12 protein-coding genes are annotated in these 16,463 nt (G+C 51.2%); 8 read left to right on the top strand and 4 right to left on the bottom strand.

What is annotated here, in order from left to right:
* Positions 1–45 precede the first annotated feature (45 nt).
* The 5 genes from ACFSUS_RS01070 to ACFSUS_RS01050 all read left to right on the top strand — a co-directional run bounded on the left by ACFSUS_RS01070 (position 46) and on the right by ACFSUS_RS01050 (position 4,548).
* Complete coding sequence (locus ACFSUS_RS01070; protein WP_381517859.1) at positions 46–1,056, top strand: ABC transporter transmembrane domain-containing protein; 1,011 nt, start codon at positions 46–48, stop codon at positions 1,054–1,056.
* Positions 1,049–2,410, top strand: a complete 1,362-nt coding sequence (locus tag ACFSUS_RS01065) for an HlyD family secretion protein (protein ID WP_381517856.1) — start codon at positions 1,049–1,051, stop codon at positions 2,408–2,410. The genes ACFSUS_RS01070 and ACFSUS_RS01065 overlap by 8 nt, the downstream gene beginning before the upstream one ends.
* Positions 2,407–3,858 carry a TolC family protein gene (locus ACFSUS_RS01060; RefSeq protein WP_381517853.1) on the top strand — a complete coding sequence of 484 codons (1,452 nt, stop codon included), beginning with the start codon at positions 2,407–2,409 and terminating at the stop codon, positions 3,856–3,858. Before ACFSUS_RS01065 ends, ACFSUS_RS01060 begins: the two co-directional genes overlap by 4 nt.
* Positions 3,859–3,902: 44 nt before the next feature.
* Positions 3,903–4,235, top strand: a complete 333-nt coding sequence (locus ACFSUS_RS01055) for a hypothetical protein (RefSeq protein WP_381517850.1) — start codon at positions 3,903–3,905, stop codon at positions 4,233–4,235.
* Positions 4,236–4,302: 67 nt separating this feature from the next.
* A complete protein-coding gene (locus tag ACFSUS_RS01050; RefSeq protein WP_381517847.1) occupies positions 4,303–4,548 on the top strand; it encodes a hypothetical protein in 246 nt (81 codons plus the stop codon).
* 4 nt (positions 4,549–4,552) lie between these two features.
* Here the strand turns inward: ACFSUS_RS01050 and ACFSUS_RS01045 are convergent, their stop codons facing one another.
* The 3 genes from ACFSUS_RS01045 to ACFSUS_RS01035 all read right to left on the bottom strand — a co-directional run bounded on the left by ACFSUS_RS01045 (position 4,553) and on the right by ACFSUS_RS01035 (position 7,897).
* A complete protein-coding gene (locus ACFSUS_RS01045; protein WP_381519143.1) occupies positions 4,553–5,182 on the bottom strand; it encodes an NUDIX hydrolase in 630 nt (209 codons plus the stop codon).
* Positions 5,183–5,298: 116 nt separating this feature from the next.
* Positions 5,299–6,867 carry an NAD(P)/FAD-dependent oxidoreductase gene (locus ACFSUS_RS01040; RefSeq protein WP_381517845.1) on the bottom strand — a complete coding sequence of 523 codons (1,569 nt, stop codon included), beginning with the start codon at positions 6,865–6,867 and terminating at the stop codon, positions 5,299–5,301.
* 151 nt (positions 6,868–7,018) lie between these two features.
* Positions 7,019–7,897 (bottom strand): PIG-L family deacetylase, encoded by an 879-nt coding sequence (locus ACFSUS_RS01035; RefSeq protein WP_381517842.1) that lies wholly within the window; start codon positions 7,895–7,897, stop codon positions 7,019–7,021.
* Between the two features lie 84 nt (positions 7,898–7,981).
* On the opposite strand from ACFSUS_RS01035, the gene ACFSUS_RS01030 reads away from it, so the two are divergent.
* The 3 genes from ACFSUS_RS01030 (at position 7,982) to ACFSUS_RS01020 (ending at position 12,167) form a co-directional block, all read left to right on the top strand.
* Entirely contained in the window at positions 7,982–8,386 is a 405-nt protein-coding gene (locus tag ACFSUS_RS01030) for an OsmC family protein (RefSeq protein ID WP_381517839.1), read from the top strand.
* 105 nt (positions 8,387–8,491) lie between these two features.
* A complete protein-coding gene (locus tag ACFSUS_RS01025) occupies positions 8,492–9,793 on the top strand; it encodes a serine hydrolase (protein WP_381517836.1) in 1,302 nt (433 codons plus the stop codon).
* 130 nt (positions 9,794–9,923) lie between these two features.
* On the top strand, positions 9,924–12,167 hold the full coding sequence (locus ACFSUS_RS01020; protein WP_381517833.1) for a T9SS type A sorting domain-containing protein: 2,244 nt from the start codon (positions 9,924–9,926) through the stop codon (positions 12,165–12,167).
* Positions 12,168–12,223: 56 nt separating this feature from the next.
* On the opposite strand, the gene ACFSUS_RS01015 is transcribed toward ACFSUS_RS01020, so the two are convergent.
* Entirely contained in the window at positions 12,224–16,390 is a 4,167-nt protein-coding gene (locus tag ACFSUS_RS01015) for a hypothetical protein (protein WP_381517830.1), read from the bottom strand.
* Positions 16,391–16,463: the final 73 nt, after the last annotated feature.

Genomic DNA, 16,463 nt, shown 5'->3' with positions numbered 1-16,463 from the left:
ATACCACTAACAAAGGACTCATCTTAAAACAAAAGCATACAATCAATGGCTATAAAGAATGCACTCGGACCACCACCGTCGCCAACCCAGCGGCTCATTCGGCTCCTTACGAACGAGAAGAAAGACATCGGCTACGTGTATCTGTATGCCCTGGTAACCGGCCTGATCAGCCTTTCGCTGCCATTGGGTGTTCAGGCGGTGTTCAATCTGGTTTCGGGCGGTCTAGTATTTAGTTCTGTCTATCTATTGATTGGGCTGGTCATTTTGGGGGTAATCGCGACGGGCCTGTTGCTGGTAGGGCAGATGACCCTCGTTGAAGTAATGCAGCAGCGCATTTTTGCCAAGGCCGCGTTTGAGTTTACGTACCGACTGCCGCGCATTGAGCCCGACGCCCTGTCGGGGTATTATCCCCCCGAACTGATGAACCGCTTTTTTGATGTACTTACCATTCAGAAAGGACTCCCCAAACTCCTCATTGATTTAACAGCAGCCGCCGTGCAGATCGTGTTCGGAATTATTCTGCTATCTGTTTACCACCCCATCTTCATCGGATTCGGTACGTTGACGGTTCTGGCTATTTTCTTAATCTGCCGGATTTATGGCCCGAGTGGGATTAAAACCAGTCTAAACGAATCCAAATACAAGTACAAGGTGGTGGCCTGGCTCGAAGACGTAGCGCGGGAGTTGCCGACCTATCGTCACCAACGGTCTGAGTCGTGGAGCGATCCGCTGGAGCCCATTGACAAAATGGATGATCTCGTAGCCAACTACGTAACGTACCGTAGCGCCCACTTTCAGGTGCTGAAGCGGTTCTTTTACAGCGGAGTCGCCTTCAAAACAATTGTGACGGGTGGTCTGCTGATTCTCGGTACAACGCTGGTTGTGGGCCGTGAGATGTCGCTTGGGCAATTTGTGGCTGCCGAATTGATTATTGTGCTCATCACGAGTTCGGTTGATAAACTCATTTCGGGTATCGATACGGTATTTGACTTGCTTACCGCTGTTGAAAAAATTGGTGCTGTTACTGACCTACCTCTAACGACGACCGATGCTTAATTTATCGAACCAACGGGTAGATGAAGAACTCTTCAATCACTACCCACTCAAAACATTACGCACTCTGCCACAATCCGATGGGGGTCGTAAATTGGGGCGCTGGATGTTGTTTTTCCTGGTTATTGGGCTGATTGTCATGTTTTTACCCTGGCAGCAGAACATCAACGGCGAGGGTGCCGTGACGGCCCTGACGCCCCAGGACCGGCCTCAGACGGTTCAGAATGCAATTGCGGGTCGAATTGAACGCTGGGTCGTTAAAGATGGCGATTACGTCAGGAAAGGCGATACGCTCCTGGTCATCTCCGACATCAAAGACGATTACTTTGATCCTAATTTGCCGCTACGTCTGGGCGAACAACTGACCGCTAAAGAAGGGAGTCTAACCGCGACGGATACTAAGATTAGGGCGCTAGATGGCCAGATTGCCGCTTTGCAAACCGGCCTAAAGGTAAAGTTGAGCGCTGCCCGTAATAAGGTGCAGCAAGCCCGGTTCAAAGTAACGGCTGACGAGGCTGACCTGGTTGCCATTCGTAAGAATTACCAGATTGCTCTCGACCGGATTGAGCGCTACGAGAAAGCCTATAAGAGCGGCCTGATTTCACTAACCGACCTCGAAACCCGCCGGCTGAAAGTGCAGGAAGACAACGCTAAAGTGATCTCGCAGGAGAACAAGCTCAACGTGTCGCGTCAGGAATTGGTGAACGCCGAGCTGGAGCTTACTACCATTCAGGCTGACTTCCAGGAAAAGGTGGCTAAAGCGCAGTCCGATCGGAGTTCGGCGGTATCGTATCGGGCCGATGCCGAGGGGGAAATCTCAAAACTGCGGAACAAAATTAGTAGTGTAGAGGTCCGGCGGGGACTGTATGTGGTGCGCGCCCCACAAAACGGCTACGTGGTGCGTCCGTCTAAAGCGGGCATTGGCGAAACTATCAAAGAAGGTGAACCCATTGCTACGCTACAACCGGCTAACCCTCAACTGGCGGTTGAACTGTACGTTCGGGCCATGGACGTCCCGTTGATTCAGCGCGGCCGAACCGTTCGTTTGCAATTTGATGGCTGGCCAGCCATTCAGTTCTCGGGCTGGCCAACGGTGGCGGTCGGTACGTTTGGGGGCCGGGTAGCCGTGATTGATGCGGTCAGCAGCGTCGGGGGCAAATATCGACTATTGGTGCGGCCGTTTCAGCAAAAAGGGGACCAGCCGTGGCCTCCGCAGCTGCGGGTCGGGTCGGGGGTGTATGGATGGGTCATGCTGGACGACGTACCGGTTTGGTATGAGCTCTGGCGAATGTTAAACGGCTTCCCGCCAAGTTTGCAGGAGGAGCCCAAAGACGAGCAGAAAGGAGTGAAAAAATGAAACGGTTGGGTTTATTCTTCGGGCTTTTGCTCGGCGGATGTCTACTTTGGCAACCCGTAGCCGCGCAAACAGCACCAACATCAGGTAGGGCTCAGACCGACACAACGGTATTTTCGGCGCAGACGTTTTACGAGCTCATTCGTCTGAATCATCCGATTGTGAAGCAGGCTAATTTGTTCGGCGAAGAAGCCCGGCAGGTCATTGTGCAGGCACGGGGGGCATTCGATCCAAAGGTAAGCGTTCTTTATGATCGCAAAGAGTTTGGGCAGGACCTTTATTTTGATCACTGGCAAAACAAGCTGACCGTACCACTCTGGGTAGCCGGCATCGACCTCAACGTGTCGTATAACCGCAACATGGGTAAATACATTAACCCTGAAGAACGCACTCCATCGTCGGGGTTGACGGGCGTTGGATTAAGCGTGCCCATCGGACAAGGCTTGTTTATCGACGCCCGGCGAAACGCTGTCCGCCAGGCAAAGCTAATGGAGAGCCTGGCCGAAGCCGACCGGTTGAAGGTTGTCAACAAATTACTGTACGAAGCGGCCAAAACGTATTGGGAATGGTTTCTGGCGTATCAGCAGCGGCAGCTCTTAACCGAAGGCTATGAACTGGCCAATCGGCGGTTTCGGGCCTTACGCGAACGGGCTTTTTTGGGCGATGCGGCCACCATCGATACAACGGAAGCCCTGATTACCGTGCAGGATCGGCTTGTGCAACGCCAGCAGGCCGACGTAGAGGAGCAAAATGCCCGATTAAAGGTTAGTGCCTTTTTGTGGAATACGGCTGGTCAACCGGTTGAGCTACCGGCAGCAGCAATTCCGCAGGAGCCTTCAACGACGGGGCACGACGAAACGCTGTTGCAAACGCTGGTTAATCAGGCCATCCAACAACATCCTGAATTGGTTAAGCTGAACGTGAAGGTGCAGCAACTGACGCTCGAAGAGCGTTTTCGAAAGGCAATGGTACAGCCCCAAATTAATGTTAACGCCAGCTTACTGAGCCAGACGCCTATTGTGGACGCCAATTACGATTGGACCAGCTATTACGCGTTACGACCGCAGAATCATAAGATTGGTGTAGACTTTGTGTTTCCTTTGTTTCTGCGCAAAGAGCGGGGTAAACTGCGTGAGGTGCAGGTCAAAAACCAGCAAACCAACCTGGAACGCCAACAACTGAGCCGCGATATTACAAATACCATTCAGGTGGCCTACAATCAGCTCCAGACGCTGTCTCAGCAGCTGTTGGTGCAACGGCAAACGATTGAGAACCAGGAATTGCTCTTGCAGGCTGAACAGCAAAAGTTTGAGTTAGGCGAAAGTTCTTTATTCCTGGTAAACGCCCGCGAAACAAAGCTGATTGACCTGCGGGTAAAAGGGGAAGAGTTGAAAACGAAGTATCAGAAAGCCATTGCCGAACTGTATTTTGTGGCCGGCACAAGTAGCTGATTGGTGTCGCTTTTGTCCATATATTGCACAAGACAAGCAACGCTATGACGCCGGTAGACGAGAACACAAAAACGAAGAAAGTTGCCATGACGCCCGAGCAGCGTCGGCAGCGGCAGCTTTTGTTAAGCCAGCTTGTTTATGAAATGGAAGATGAGAAACCCGTTTACTACGCTGGCTACCGTGATGTACTGAATGGGATTAAAGAACCGGAAGAAATTACAGGAACAAGTGGCTTACGCAGCTTTTTAGCTGAAATTATTCAACGATTCTTATTCGCTCATCCTTTTGGCAAACGATTCCGCTACTTGTCGAGTGAACTAGGCGTTCAGATCCGAAAAAAGAAATGGCGCTCCTGCGATATTGCTATTTATGAATAAGAACGGCTCAAGGACTATACATTTACCAATAAGTACATGGACATCGCGCCTGACTACGTGGTAGAAATTGATACCAAGGCCGGATCTGACGAAGTACCAATACCAGCACGATTATTTCATCAAAAAGACGCGTGAGTTACACGAGTTTGGCGTAAAGAAAGTGATCTGGATTTTTACGGAAAATATTCCGGTTATCTGGGAATCTGAGTCCGCTGATACAATTGTCATCCGGGATGGCTGGAACCATGACGTGACCATCACCGACGGCATGGTTTTTAATCTGGCTACGCTGTACGCCGAAGCGCAACCATAGCCTGTCAGGCATTCATCACCATCAGCAGTTCGCTGATCATCATAGCCGTGGCGCCCCAGACGCGGTACCCCTGAATCTGATAAAAAGGAGCATCTACCAACACTCCACGCACTTCAATCTGGCTGTCGCCAACGATCGTCTCGTCTAGTAAAGTTTCTAATTCCACTTCCACCACCGCTTCTACCTCGCGCGGGTCAGGGTAGAAATCCGGACGGTAAGGGAGTACGCCTACTACGGGCTGCACATAAAAATTGCTGGGCGGAATAAAGAGCTCAGTTAACAAACCCAGCACCTTTACGTCGGTCACCCGAATGCCGACCTCTTCCTGAGCTTCGCGCAGGGCCGTTCGAGTCAGATTTTCGTCGATACGTTCCATTCGCCCGCCCGGAAACGCCATCTGGCCCGCATGAACACCGTCGTACTGCGGCCGTAGAATCAGCGGCAGGTAAATCGAATCCTGGTAAGGGTAAAAACAGATCAGCACGGCACTCCGTCGCGTACGTTCATTTGGCTTGATACCTAAGCGGTAACGAGCAGTCGACGCCATTTTTGCATGGGCGGCCTCGCCGGGTAGTGGCTTCTGCAGACGTTGGCGAAGGTGCTCTGAGAACGTATGAAACGAGGTGTCGATCATGTTTACGGTATTCGGTTTACGGGTTTTGGTATACGGCATACAGAGAATACCTGCATTGTCGGCGTCAGCCACCGTGGCGACTGACCGCCGTAAACCGAATACCCAATACCGTAAACCTATTTATATAACTTAACTAATTGCTCCGCGCATCGTTCACCGTCCATCGCAGCCGAAACGATGCCTCCTGCATAGCCAGCGCCTTCGCCACACGGAAACAGCCGCCGAACCTCAACGTGTTCGCACGTATCGCGGTCACGTGGAATACGCACCGGCGACGAGGTACGGCTTTCAACGCCAATGACCTGGCCATCATTGCTCAGGTAGCCCCGCATTTTCCGGCCGAAATCGCGTAAGCCCTGGCGTAAGGGTTGGGCAATGTGGTCGGGCAACACGTCGGCCATGTCTACAGATGCCAGCCCCGGCTGATACGACGTCGGTAACAGCTCATTCGAGACCCGACCATCCACAAAATCAGCAACTCGTTGGGCAGGGGCCGTCTGGCTACCCCCCCCCATCTGGCAGGCCCAGCGTTCCAGATCCTGTTGCAGGGCCAAACCCGCCAGCGAACCTTCATCGGCATACGGCTTCAGATCGGTGTCGGTAATGGCAACCACCAGGCCTGAGTTGGCGTATCTAGAATCCCGGCGTGACGGCGACATCCCGTTAACGACTAGTTCGCCGGGAGCCGTTGCGGCCGGGACAATAAAGCCGCCCGGACACATACAAAAGGAAAAAACGCCCCGTTCTACCCCGTTGAAACGGGTTTGGGTTACCAAACTGTACGAGGCTGCGGGCAAATAATCACCTCGATTGGGCTGATGGTACTGGAACTGATCGATCAATGACTGCTGATGCTCAATGCGTACGCCCATGGCAAACGGCTTGGCTTCAATGCGAACGTTACGATTGTGCAGGAGATAAAAAATGTCGCGGGCCGAATGCCCCGTGGCTAAAATAACACCAATGCCGGTTAGCTCTTCTCCCGAAGCGGTAACTACGCCCTTAAGCTCACCGTTCGCTAAAATCAGGTCCGTCACTTTAGTATCGAACCGGACTTCACCCCCGGCGTTCAGGATGCTCTCGCGAAGGTCGGCCACTACGTTCGGCAATTTGTTGGTACCAATGTGCGGATGTGCATCGACGAGGATCTGTTCGGTTGCCCCGTGCGCCACGAAGATTTCCAGTATACGCCGAACATCTCCGCGTTTGGTAGAGCGCGTGTACAGCTTACCGTCGGAGTAGGTCCCGGCTCCGCCTTCGCCAAAGCAGTAATTTGATTCGGGGTTAACGATATGGTCTTTGTTGATGGCCGCCAGGTCGCGCCGACGAGCGCGAACGTCGCTACCACGTTCTAACACAATAGGTTTAATGCCCAGTTCGATTAACCGAAGAGCGGCAAACATACCGGCTGGTCCGGCACCGACAATGATAGCTTGTGGAGCCCTGCTAACATCGACCTGCGGTTTTTGGTACTGAATCAGCGGGGACGGGGCCTCGCCTATAAACACGTCGGCATCGACGTGAACACGAATCTGCCGACCTCGGGCATCGACGGACTGCCGACGTTTACGCACCACCGCAGCACTATCAGCCGGTAGGCGCAACGAACGTAAGGCCTGTCTCCGAAAAGAGGCTTCATCGTAAGCGTCTTCGGGGGCCAGGGTAAGCGAAAGTTGATGAATCATAAGCATTGGGCCAGTATTTATCCGGCAGTACAGGCAAAGTTAACAGGAAGACGCCCGCTGTTTTTTCAACAAGTCGGCGTTTGAGAGAGTTCGTTGCTTGGGAGGTTACTAAGTAATAATCAATGAGAGAGTTGGTGAGTAAGTTTACTAGTCACTTCGTGGGAAATCCAGCGTTTTTGAGCTGTTGAAATAGTTTATTCACTTCACTGATGCGGTCGTCACCGTTCAGCGCAAAATACCAGAATGCTTCCAAATCACCCTGGTGCATCGCCTGGTTCATGTCGCCACTCTGGGTTTTATGAGCAGCTTTGACCCAGTCGGCTACAATCATGTAACTGTGTTTGTTGTCTTCGCCGAACGTATACGATCGGTCGAACTCAAACACAGGCGCTTGGGGGCTGATTCGACTTTCGGGATATCCCGACAATTCGCTGAACCGAAATGTGTAGCCCTTGTTCTGGGCCTGACCGCCCAGAACAATCGGTTTTTTAAGGCCTTTGTAGCGTTGGACCGCCCGTATAGCACTTAACGAAGCTGTTTTGTGATGAGCGTGTTGGCCGTCGTGCGGTACCAGGCAAAGGATGTAGTCGTACTGACCTCGGGACAGGATTTCATCCAAACGTCGGTCAACCAGATTGATGTCCCAACGCTTGCCTTGGAGGTACGGCGTTTCGTCGCGGTTGTAAAAATCATCGCGCTGATCGAAAAAGAAAAAGTTGCCAATGCCCAGAATCTCGCCCGAAGCCATCATTTCTTTCTTCCGAATGAGCGGCAGGTGTTTTCGCCCAACGGCTGAATCAAGCATGTTCATGCCAAAATAACTGGAAGCGACCATCCCATTGAAGCCACCCGATGCATCCGTCAGCAACGCCAGATCGGCCGAGCCCTTCAACTCGTGGGTGATTTTAAAGACAACTACCGGAAACATGGTTTCGTCGTCGGGATGCGCCGTTACAATCAACACTTTTGGGCCTTGCGCAACCGCTTTCAACGATGCGCTGATCAGTAGTACGTAGAATAATGCTTTCATTAACTGCGGTTTATTAGTTTTACAAGGTAGAATCCTTACATCAAAGCATGACATAACCGAATGCATAATTGACGTAAACCCATAATGAGCGTGGAAATATCGGCTACAATTAAAAACAAGTTTAATCAGAACGACGTGGTGGTGCAAACAAACGGCGATGCTAAAGTCGTCCAGATCGCATCTAAGGGCTCGGGCTACGGATCAGCCATAAACGGGGGCGAACTTTTGCTGCTTTCATTAGCTACCTGCTTCTGCAACGACATCTACCGGGAAGCTAATAAACGGAACATACCCGTGTCGGAGGTCGAAGTCGAATGCACCGGCGAATTCGGTGCCGAGGGCGAACCGGGACGCAATTTTCGCTACAAAGCCAATGTTACATCAAGCGCACCCGCCGAAAAGGTGGACGAACTCATACGATATACCGATAGCATCGCTGAGGTACAGAACACGTTGCGAAGCGGCCTGAGCATAACGCTGACTACCTGATTTTCCGGGTCTCCTTGCAAGGGATACGCCCAAAATTCGTCTTATGGGCTACACAGTGGGCAGATAATACACCGTATCTCCACTTCTTTTTGTATTTTGTTGGCCATGCAACAAGGTATTCAACGACTCATTGGGATCGTTTGGCTTGGGTTATTCCTCACGTCTGCCTACGGACAAGCGCGAACGGATGACTTCCTGAAAAAGCTGTTCGCCACGAACCAGAATCCCATTTTTCAAGACGTTCTTCGGCAGGCTGCGGTCCACCGGGTACAAATTATTTATACCCAGATCGACCGTGATAAGAACAATACGCCTTCGTTTAAAAACTACTATTTTCGGGTCGACAGCACGGAGTATTTCAACCCGGCGTCAACGGTTAAACTGCCGCTCGCATTGTTGTCGCTGGAGAAGCTCAATAACCTGCATAACCCGCGGGTGACCAAGTTTACGGCCATGCAGTTTGACAGTGCTTACAGTAAGCAAACCAAAGAATGGACCGACAATACGTCGCCCAACGGCTATCCGTCGATCGCCCATTTTATTAAGAAAGCGTTTTTAGTCAGCGATAACGATGCTTATAGCCGCATGTACGAGTTCGTCGGGCAGGAGGCCATCAACCAGTCGTTACACGCGAAAGGTTACCTCGACACGCGCCTTACGCACCGGTTTGTACGCATGACGCCCGAGGAAAACCGCTACACAAATCCTATTCGGTTTATTCAGGAAGACGGGACGCTGATCTATTCGCAGCCGCTGGTGTACAACAAAATACCATTTGATTTTAAGCGTGCCGCCAAACTGGGCAAGGGGTACTACGTCAACGACAGTCTCGTGCATGAACCCTTTGATTTTACCACCCGGAATAAGTTGCCGTTGGAATCTCTGCAACAGATCCTGCAATCGGTGATGTTTCCCAACTCAGTTCCAGCCAAACAGCGCTTTAATCTGACCAACGACGACTACACGTTTCTGTATCAATACCTTTCGCAGTTTCCGGGTGAAACCAACTACCCCAAATACGACGCCAAGCAATACTATGACACGTATGTGAAGTTCTTTTTTCTGGATAGTACACACCATCAGTTGCCAGCGGGCGTGCGGGTTTTCAACAAAGTGGGGTGGGCGTATGGCTTCCTGACAGACGCTTCTTACGTAGTGGACTTTACCAACAAAATTGAATACATGCTAACCGCTACTGTTTACGTGAATAGCGATGGCATTCTAAACGATGATAAGTATGAATACGAGAGCGTGGGGCAACCTTTTCTATACCAATTGGGTCAGACCATTTATCAGTACGAGCTGACCCGTAAACGCAGTCGAACTCCTGATTTGAGCCGATTTCGGGTGCCGTATGAGAAGCGGTTGAACGACAGTCGGCCGGTGGTCAAGGATGTTGATAACTAGCATTATTCGAAAAATAAGGTGCAGTTTGCAGGCTAGCTGAAAGTTCACCGAAAAAGTAAATAAAGTATAACACGAAGCGAAATAAACGGGCGTCGTAAGAAGCTATATTTGTTTAAGTATCCCTTAGTCTATGAAAAACCATTTACCTTTCTACATTACTGATTTCTGCCTGGGTCGGACAGTACTATTTACCTTACTCGTTGGGCTGCTCGTGGCACTAGGGCCCAATAAGGTGTCGGCCCAGGGAAGCTTGTCTGTAGCGGCTAACCCGGCTACAGTTTGCGGGGGCTCCAGCACAACTTTAACAGCCTCCGGATGCCCAGCTAGTGGAACAGTCCGTTGGTCAACGGGGCAAACGGGTAGCTCCATTGTCGTTGCGCCCACCCAAGCGACGACCTACCGGGCAACCTGCTCCGTAACAAGCACAACGGTGTCAACGGGTACCGTCTCGGTTCAGGTTAACCGCGGAATTACATTGGAGACTTTGGTCACGCCCGTTACGTGTAATGGGCGCACCGATGGACAAATCTATCTAACCGCTACCGATGGGACCGGAGCGTTTCAATATCAGTTGGATAACCAGCCTTTTCAAACCGACAGGGGCTACGGAAATCTAAAACCCGGTCAGTATCAGGTGACGGTGAAAGATGCTGTGGGCTGTACCAAACAGGTTAAGCTAGAGGTGCCCGAACCCGCCCCATTAGCTGTAAGCCTGACAGCCGTCGCAGCTAAATGCGTAGGCGGGGCCGACGGAGGCCTTATCGCCGTTGCTTCGGGCGGAACAGGTGGGTACCAATACTCGTTGAACAATGGGACGCCCCAAGCCAACGGTACGTTCGTTGATTTAAATGCCAACACTACCTATTCGCTTACTATTACCGATACCAAAGGCTGTCAGTTGACGCAGCCCGTTCTAGTCGGTGCTCCTAATCCGTTTGATATTCAGTTGACCGTTAAGCCGACGCTTTGTGCCGGATCGGTCGATGGAGCCATCTCCGTATCCGTAGCGGGAGGCACAGGACCGTATCGCTATCAGTTAGGGACCAATGCGTTCCAGACAGGCAGGGAATTTACGGGGCTATCTGCCAATACGTATGAAATCACGGTGCAGGATGCCAGCGGCTGTCAAGGCAAAAAATCAGTAGCGCTAACCCAGCCGGCCCCTCTGCGGCTGACCGCGGTTTCGTCGCCCGTGAGCTGCCTGGGGCCCAACAGTGGGTCAGTAACTGTAACGCCCACGGGGGGCACCGGGGCTGTAACGTATCAACTGACAACAACGCGAATTCCCCAGACCAGCAATGTGTTTAACAACCTGGCGGTGGGGACCTACAGCATCGCTGGCACCGATGCAAACGGCTGCCCCGATGTTGTTTCGGTGACGGTAGTCAAAGCTGAGCCGTTGACGATTCAGGTGACTCCTACGCCCGCTACCTGCTGTATTTGTCCTACGGGAGCCGTCAGTCTGACCAGCACAGGGGGGGTTGGTACAAAACGACAATATCAGCTTATCGGTCAGGCGTACCAGCCGAGTAATCAGATCACGGGTTTGCGGCCGAATACGTATCGTTTCCGTGTTGCCGACGAAGCAGGCTGCACCGATTCTGTGCAGGCCGTTGTCACCAATGGGTCAGCTATGACGCTGTCGACTGGTACTGTTAAGAACGTGTTATGCGCCGGAGGAAGCGATGCCGAAGCCACTGTACAAGTGGCGGGCGGCACTAAGCCTTTTACATATTACTGGTTAACCGAACGGCGTGATACACTGAGAGCCCGTACGGCAACCCAGACGGGCTTGTCGGAAGGTACCTATACGGTAAGTGTGCTGGATAGTAACCGGTGTACGACGGCCACTACGTTTATTACAATAAAAGCACTCAATCCACTGCCAAGCAAACCGGTCATTACCCAATCAGGAATCACGTTAAGCGCCAATCAATACATAGGTATTCAGTGGTATGTTCGTATTGGTACCGATCCGGCTAAACCCGTTACCGACGGGGCTCAGGCCACGATAACGCCATTCCAGACGGGGCAATATTACGCTGTCGTTACTGTGAATGGTTGTACGTCGCCCCCATCCGATCCGATCAATGTTGTGGTTACAGCCGCTGAACCCGTCGCTGGGCTGTCGGTGCGGGTGGCTCCCAATCCGATTACCGATCGCTTACGGCTGGAGATTGAGCAAGTAGAGCGGTCTGCCGTACAGATGCAGTTGGTTGATAAGTCGGGCCGGGCGATCTGGCAGAGTCAACTCCCTGCCTTTATAGGGAAGAAACAGGCCGAATGGCCTTTAACAAATATTCCGACCGGCACGTATTTGCTTAAGGCGCAGGCTGGCGACCGGCAATCGGTGCTTCGGGTAGTGGTAGAGTAACTAACCAGGGGCTAGTTACTCTACCAATAGATTGAGTAATTTGATGTGAGGAGCTATTACCTTACGCGTAAACTAACTTGCGCCGTATCGTCTTCGCCCGTATCAAACCCGTTTGTAGGAGCTGAGTCGACATCATCCCAATCACTACGGCTGATGCGGGCTTTGACGGGTGCTCCGACCGAACCCGTAACCCTAGCACGGAAGCTGAACGTTCTGGGCCATTCCCGGTAATACTTACCACCGGTAAGCAGTACGTTCTGTTCTGATGCTGACCACCCATCACCATCAACGAAGGTTAGTCCGGCCGGTAGCTCGCAGGTTACGTCGGGACTAAGCAATCGGTGGTTGCAGTAGTTATCCATCAACAATGTAATGGTAACGATTTCGCCCAGTTGTGGGGCTTTATTGCTGATTACCAGTCCCAGGCTTAGGTCAACGAAGCCTTCTGGTAAATAGATAAGGGTTGACTGCGCTTTGGGCAATACAGCCGGATTCGGTTCTAATGATTCACTTAAGACCTGACTAAACTGTTGTGTTCGTAAGTCTACCCAGGCAACGTCGTCTTGTCCATCATTCAGGCCACTGTTGGGAGCAGAGTCTGGATCTGGATTATCAGAAGCCGTAATCTGAGCGGCCAGCCGAAAAATGCCTGGGGTCGTAGGCGTTACCACGAACGTATAGCTAGTGCTACTACTTGCCGGTACACTGGCTATAACAGCCGTGATAACCTGTCCGTTTGCCTGCAAAGACCATCCTGGAGAAGAAGCCGATATGTTGGCTAGGAGCGAATTGGGTAGTCGACCCGTGATCTGCACGTTGTTGGCAGGTTGCCCAGTGCTATTCACAACTGTTATTCGAACTGTCACTGGCTGGTTTACACCTGGGGCTCGGTTCGTAACAGCCATTCTTACGCTTAGATCGGTTTCAGGAGCATCGCTAACCGTAACCAATAACGGAGCCGACGGCTGCCCACTGCATCCATCGAAGTTGCAAACGGCAGTGTAGGGTGTGGTTTGCGTCGGCGAAACAATAATTGAGTTTCCCGTTTGACCGTCTGACCAGGTTATGTCAGAACCTATACAGTTAGTGGCGTACAGGGTCGTGGAACTCCCCTTAGCGATAAAGTTACGTTCGGTACGCAGCGTTGGCGTAGGTGGTCCCAACGTAACGTCCATCGTATCGCGACTCGTGCCCGAGCAGACACCTGTATAGGTTGTGTTTAGAATATACCGGCCAGCGTTGGATGAGTTCGCACTGACAATGGTCAGTGAAGGTGTAGACGTTGTCGTACCATTGGGTAACGTCCATTCGTAGGTATTATTCGTTAATAGAATGTTTTGGCTAGAAAGGTAGGCTGTAGGAGCTAGGGTATACAGATTACCCGGGCATATTGGTCTGGCAAAGTTGCCCCCCGCACCATTAGCTTTAAAGAGACCAATGTCTATCTGAGGAGTGCCCACCTCAATATTGGCAAAAGCAACTCGCTGACCAGCGCACTGACCTGAGTAGGTTGTCGTTAAACTATACACGCCAGCCATGGTCGAATTTAGGTTTGACAACGTAAAGCTTTGTGCTGAACTAGTAAACCCATTAGGACCACTCCATTGGTAAGAAGTCGTAGCACTGCTTGGGCTTGTATAAGCTGAAATACCCACGGAAGCTCCTGCGCAGTAGACTCTATCTCCAGACGCAAAAGCATTGATCGGGAAATCAGAGACTGACGTTATTGGCTTGCCAATGGTGATAGGCGTCGAAGCTGTGTACGTGCCACTACATTCGCCCGTTACGGTTGCGGTGAGGCTGTATGTGCCTGAAGCCAGTGTAGTGGCGTTTTGGACAGTAGGCTGTTCTGACGTGCTACTAAATCCGTTGGGGCCACTCCATTGGTAGGTGACCGAACTTGCCGCCGGAAAATCATTCGATCTGTTAAAGAACAAAGGGTATGGAACAAAAGCAGTTCCTGGGCAAAATCTGCTTCCTGAGCTTGTTTTATCCGCAGATTGGCTAAAAATATTTAAAAATGGCTTCGTCACCTGCACCTGGGTGGATGCAGCAGAGGTTCCTGAACACACTCCCGATAAATTAGCCGTAAGACTATACATTCCAGCCATGGCCGGGCTTGTATTTGTTATCGTAATGCTTTGTGCAGTGCTGGTAAAACCATTTGGACCGCTCCACCGATACGTGGCGGGGTAAGAAACTACATTAAGATTAATGGTCTGACTTCCGGTCAACACAAGCTGACTTCCAGGGCAGACGTAAGGATTGCCGCTTATGTTAGCAATCGGCTGCCCTACCTCAACTGCTCGTGAGGCCGTGCTTGTTCCGGCACAAGCTTCTGTAAACGTAGCTGTCACACTGTATAGGCCCGCCATGGCCGGGCTTGCGTTGGCTAACATAATGCTTTGGGACGAACTGGTAAATCCGTTTGGGCCACTCCATGCATAAGTTGCTACAGTGCCGGTTGAAGAAAAAGCAGTCAGAGTTAAACTGCCACCTGGGCAAACGGCCGCATTTGTAGTTGCGTTGATAAAGATTCTGGGTGTGCCAATAGTTAGCTGAGTAGACGACGTAGCGGTGCCGGAACAAGCGCCTGTAAAGGCAGCTGTCACGCTATACGTGCCACTCATAGCAGCCGTTAGATTAGTCAACGTAAAACTTTGGGCTGTACTGGTAAACCCGTTAGGACCACGCCACATATAGGTTGTACCAGCGCTGGCTGACGGTGAAGCCACGAAGCCAATGCTACCTCCAGGGCAAGTACTTGAATTAGTCAGATTCTGACGGATGACAGTAACTGATGGCCCACCAATCATTATAGTTTTTGACGAGGTTCCTGTTCCCGAACAAGCTCCGGTATAAGATGCTGTGACACTGTAAACACCCGTCATATCTGGTGTTACATTGTTCAGCACAACGCTTGAATCTGCGCTGGTAAAACCGTTTGGGCCGCTCCACCGATAGGTCCGTGACACCCCTCCACCAGATACGGCCGCTAATTGAAAAGCAGTTCCTGGGCAAAAGCTTGAGCCATCAAAGGAGTTCGCTCCAACAAGTGAGCTGTTAATGTATACATCGGGAGTAAGAATTTTGATAAACACGGTGGAACTACTTGAGCAGCCAGCCGCAGTCGTAGCTGTCACACTGTATGTTCCTCCCAGGGCGGATGTAGCATTAGCCAACGTAAAGTTTTGCGCTGAACTAGTAAAACCATTCGGTCCGCTCCATTGATAGGTAGCTCCATCCCCTACAGATAGTACGTTGAGGGAAAAATCAATCCCGGGGCAATATATGTTGTACGAGCTACCACCAGGTTTACTATAAGCGAAAGGTGGAGGAGCGCCAATTGATATAACTTGAGAAGCTGTCGCGGTACCTATACAAGCCCCGGAAACCATGGCTGTAACGCTGTACGTACCTGCCATTGATGGTGTTATGTCCGTTATCGTAAAGTTCTGCGCTGTACTCGTAAAACCATTTGGACCACTCCACCGATAGGCAACCGTTGAACCGGATGGTAAGCTAGATACTGTACTACGTATCTCTGCTGAAGTACCCGGACAAAAAGAGGTGCTATACTGCTGATTTGGCCCTGTTGAGTAGCTACTTACATATACTGAAGGACTGAATTCTGTAACTGTAATAGTGTCTTTGCCTATTCCGCAGCCATTTGGATAGGTGGCCTCGACGATGTATTGGCCGGCAGTTCCTTGATTGAGTCGCGGATTTTGAAGGTTGCTCGTAAACCCATTTGGTCCTGTCCATTGGTAGGTTGCCGGATTCATACTATAGGTTTGATCTGGAAACGCTGCAAATGTCAGACTAGTAGGGCCGCAGATTGACCTTCCATACGAATTATAAAATTGACCATCGGATACTTGTGCCAGCGGTTTGGGCGTCCCTAATGCCACCACTGTAGAAGCACTTACGACGGCGTTATTGTTTCCCGAATAGGTTGCTGTGACAGAGTACGTGCCTGACGTTGTTGCCGATGCCAGTACCTGTATACTGCCATAAGATGTACTCGAGAAATTATTAGGCCCGGCCCACTGAAAGCTGACCGAGGTCCCCGCGGGCGGAGGGGGATAGGTAGCGTTTAGTTTATACGTTTGCCCGTCGCAGGCCGGACTGTTGCTGATAATCCCGACATAAGGTTGAAACGATTGGGCAAAAAGGGATGAAGCCGTAATGAATACGGTAATTACTGAGTAAAAAAGGCGCATGAATGGTAAGTAATCGTATTCTCAAATGTACATGGATAAGCTGTCCGGGTAATTGATTATTTAGTAGATGGTA

It is taken from the genome of Spirosoma soli (assembly GCF_042684525.1).
Classification (GTDB): domain Bacteria; phylum Bacteroidota; class Bacteroidia; order Cytophagales; family Spirosomataceae; genus Spirosoma; species Spirosoma soli.
This window is presented reverse-complemented; position numbering and strand designations above follow the sequence as displayed.

What these genes read in the sequence shown, in the direction of transcription:
- ACFSUS_RS01040 (WP_381517845.1), bottom strand. Translation starts at nt 6,867, where the DNA reads ATGATTCATCAACTTTCGCTTACCCTGGCCCCCGAAGACGCTTACGAT.
- ACFSUS_RS01030 (WP_381517839.1), top strand. Translation starts at nt 7,982, where the DNA reads ATGAGCGTGGAAATATCGGCTACAATTAAAAACAAGTTTAATCAGAAC.
- ACFSUS_RS01020 (WP_381517833.1), top strand. Translation starts at nt 9,924, where the DNA reads ATGAAAAACCATTTACCTTTCTACATTACTGATTTCTGCCTGGGTCGG.
- ACFSUS_RS01045 (WP_381519143.1), bottom strand. Translation starts at nt 5,182, where the DNA reads ATGATCGACACCTCGTTTCATACGTTCTCAGAGCACCTTCGCCAACGT.
- ACFSUS_RS01070 (WP_381517859.1), top strand. Translation starts at nt 46, where the DNA reads ATGGCTATAAAGAATGCACTCGGACCACCACCGTCGCCAACCCAGCGG.
- ACFSUS_RS01065 (WP_381517856.1), top strand. Translation starts at nt 1,049, where the DNA reads ATGCTTAATTTATCGAACCAACGGGTAGATGAAGAACTCTTCAATCAC.
- ACFSUS_RS01025 (WP_381517836.1), top strand. Translation starts at nt 8,492, where the DNA reads ATGCAACAAGGTATTCAACGACTCATTGGGATCGTTTGGCTTGGGTTA.
- ACFSUS_RS01035 (WP_381517842.1), bottom strand. Translation starts at nt 7,897, where the DNA reads ATGAAAGCATTATTCTACGTACTACTGATCAGCGCATCGTTGAAAGCG.
- ACFSUS_RS01055 (WP_381517850.1), top strand. Translation starts at nt 3,903, where the DNA reads ATGACGCCGGTAGACGAGAACACAAAAACGAAGAAAGTTGCCATGACG.
- ACFSUS_RS01015 (WP_381517830.1), bottom strand. Translation starts at nt 16,390, where the DNA reads ATGCGCCTTTTTTACTCAGTAATTACCGTATTCATTACGGCTTCATCC.
- ACFSUS_RS01060 (WP_381517853.1), top strand. Translation starts at nt 2,407, where the DNA reads ATGAAACGGTTGGGTTTATTCTTCGGGCTTTTGCTCGGCGGATGTCTA.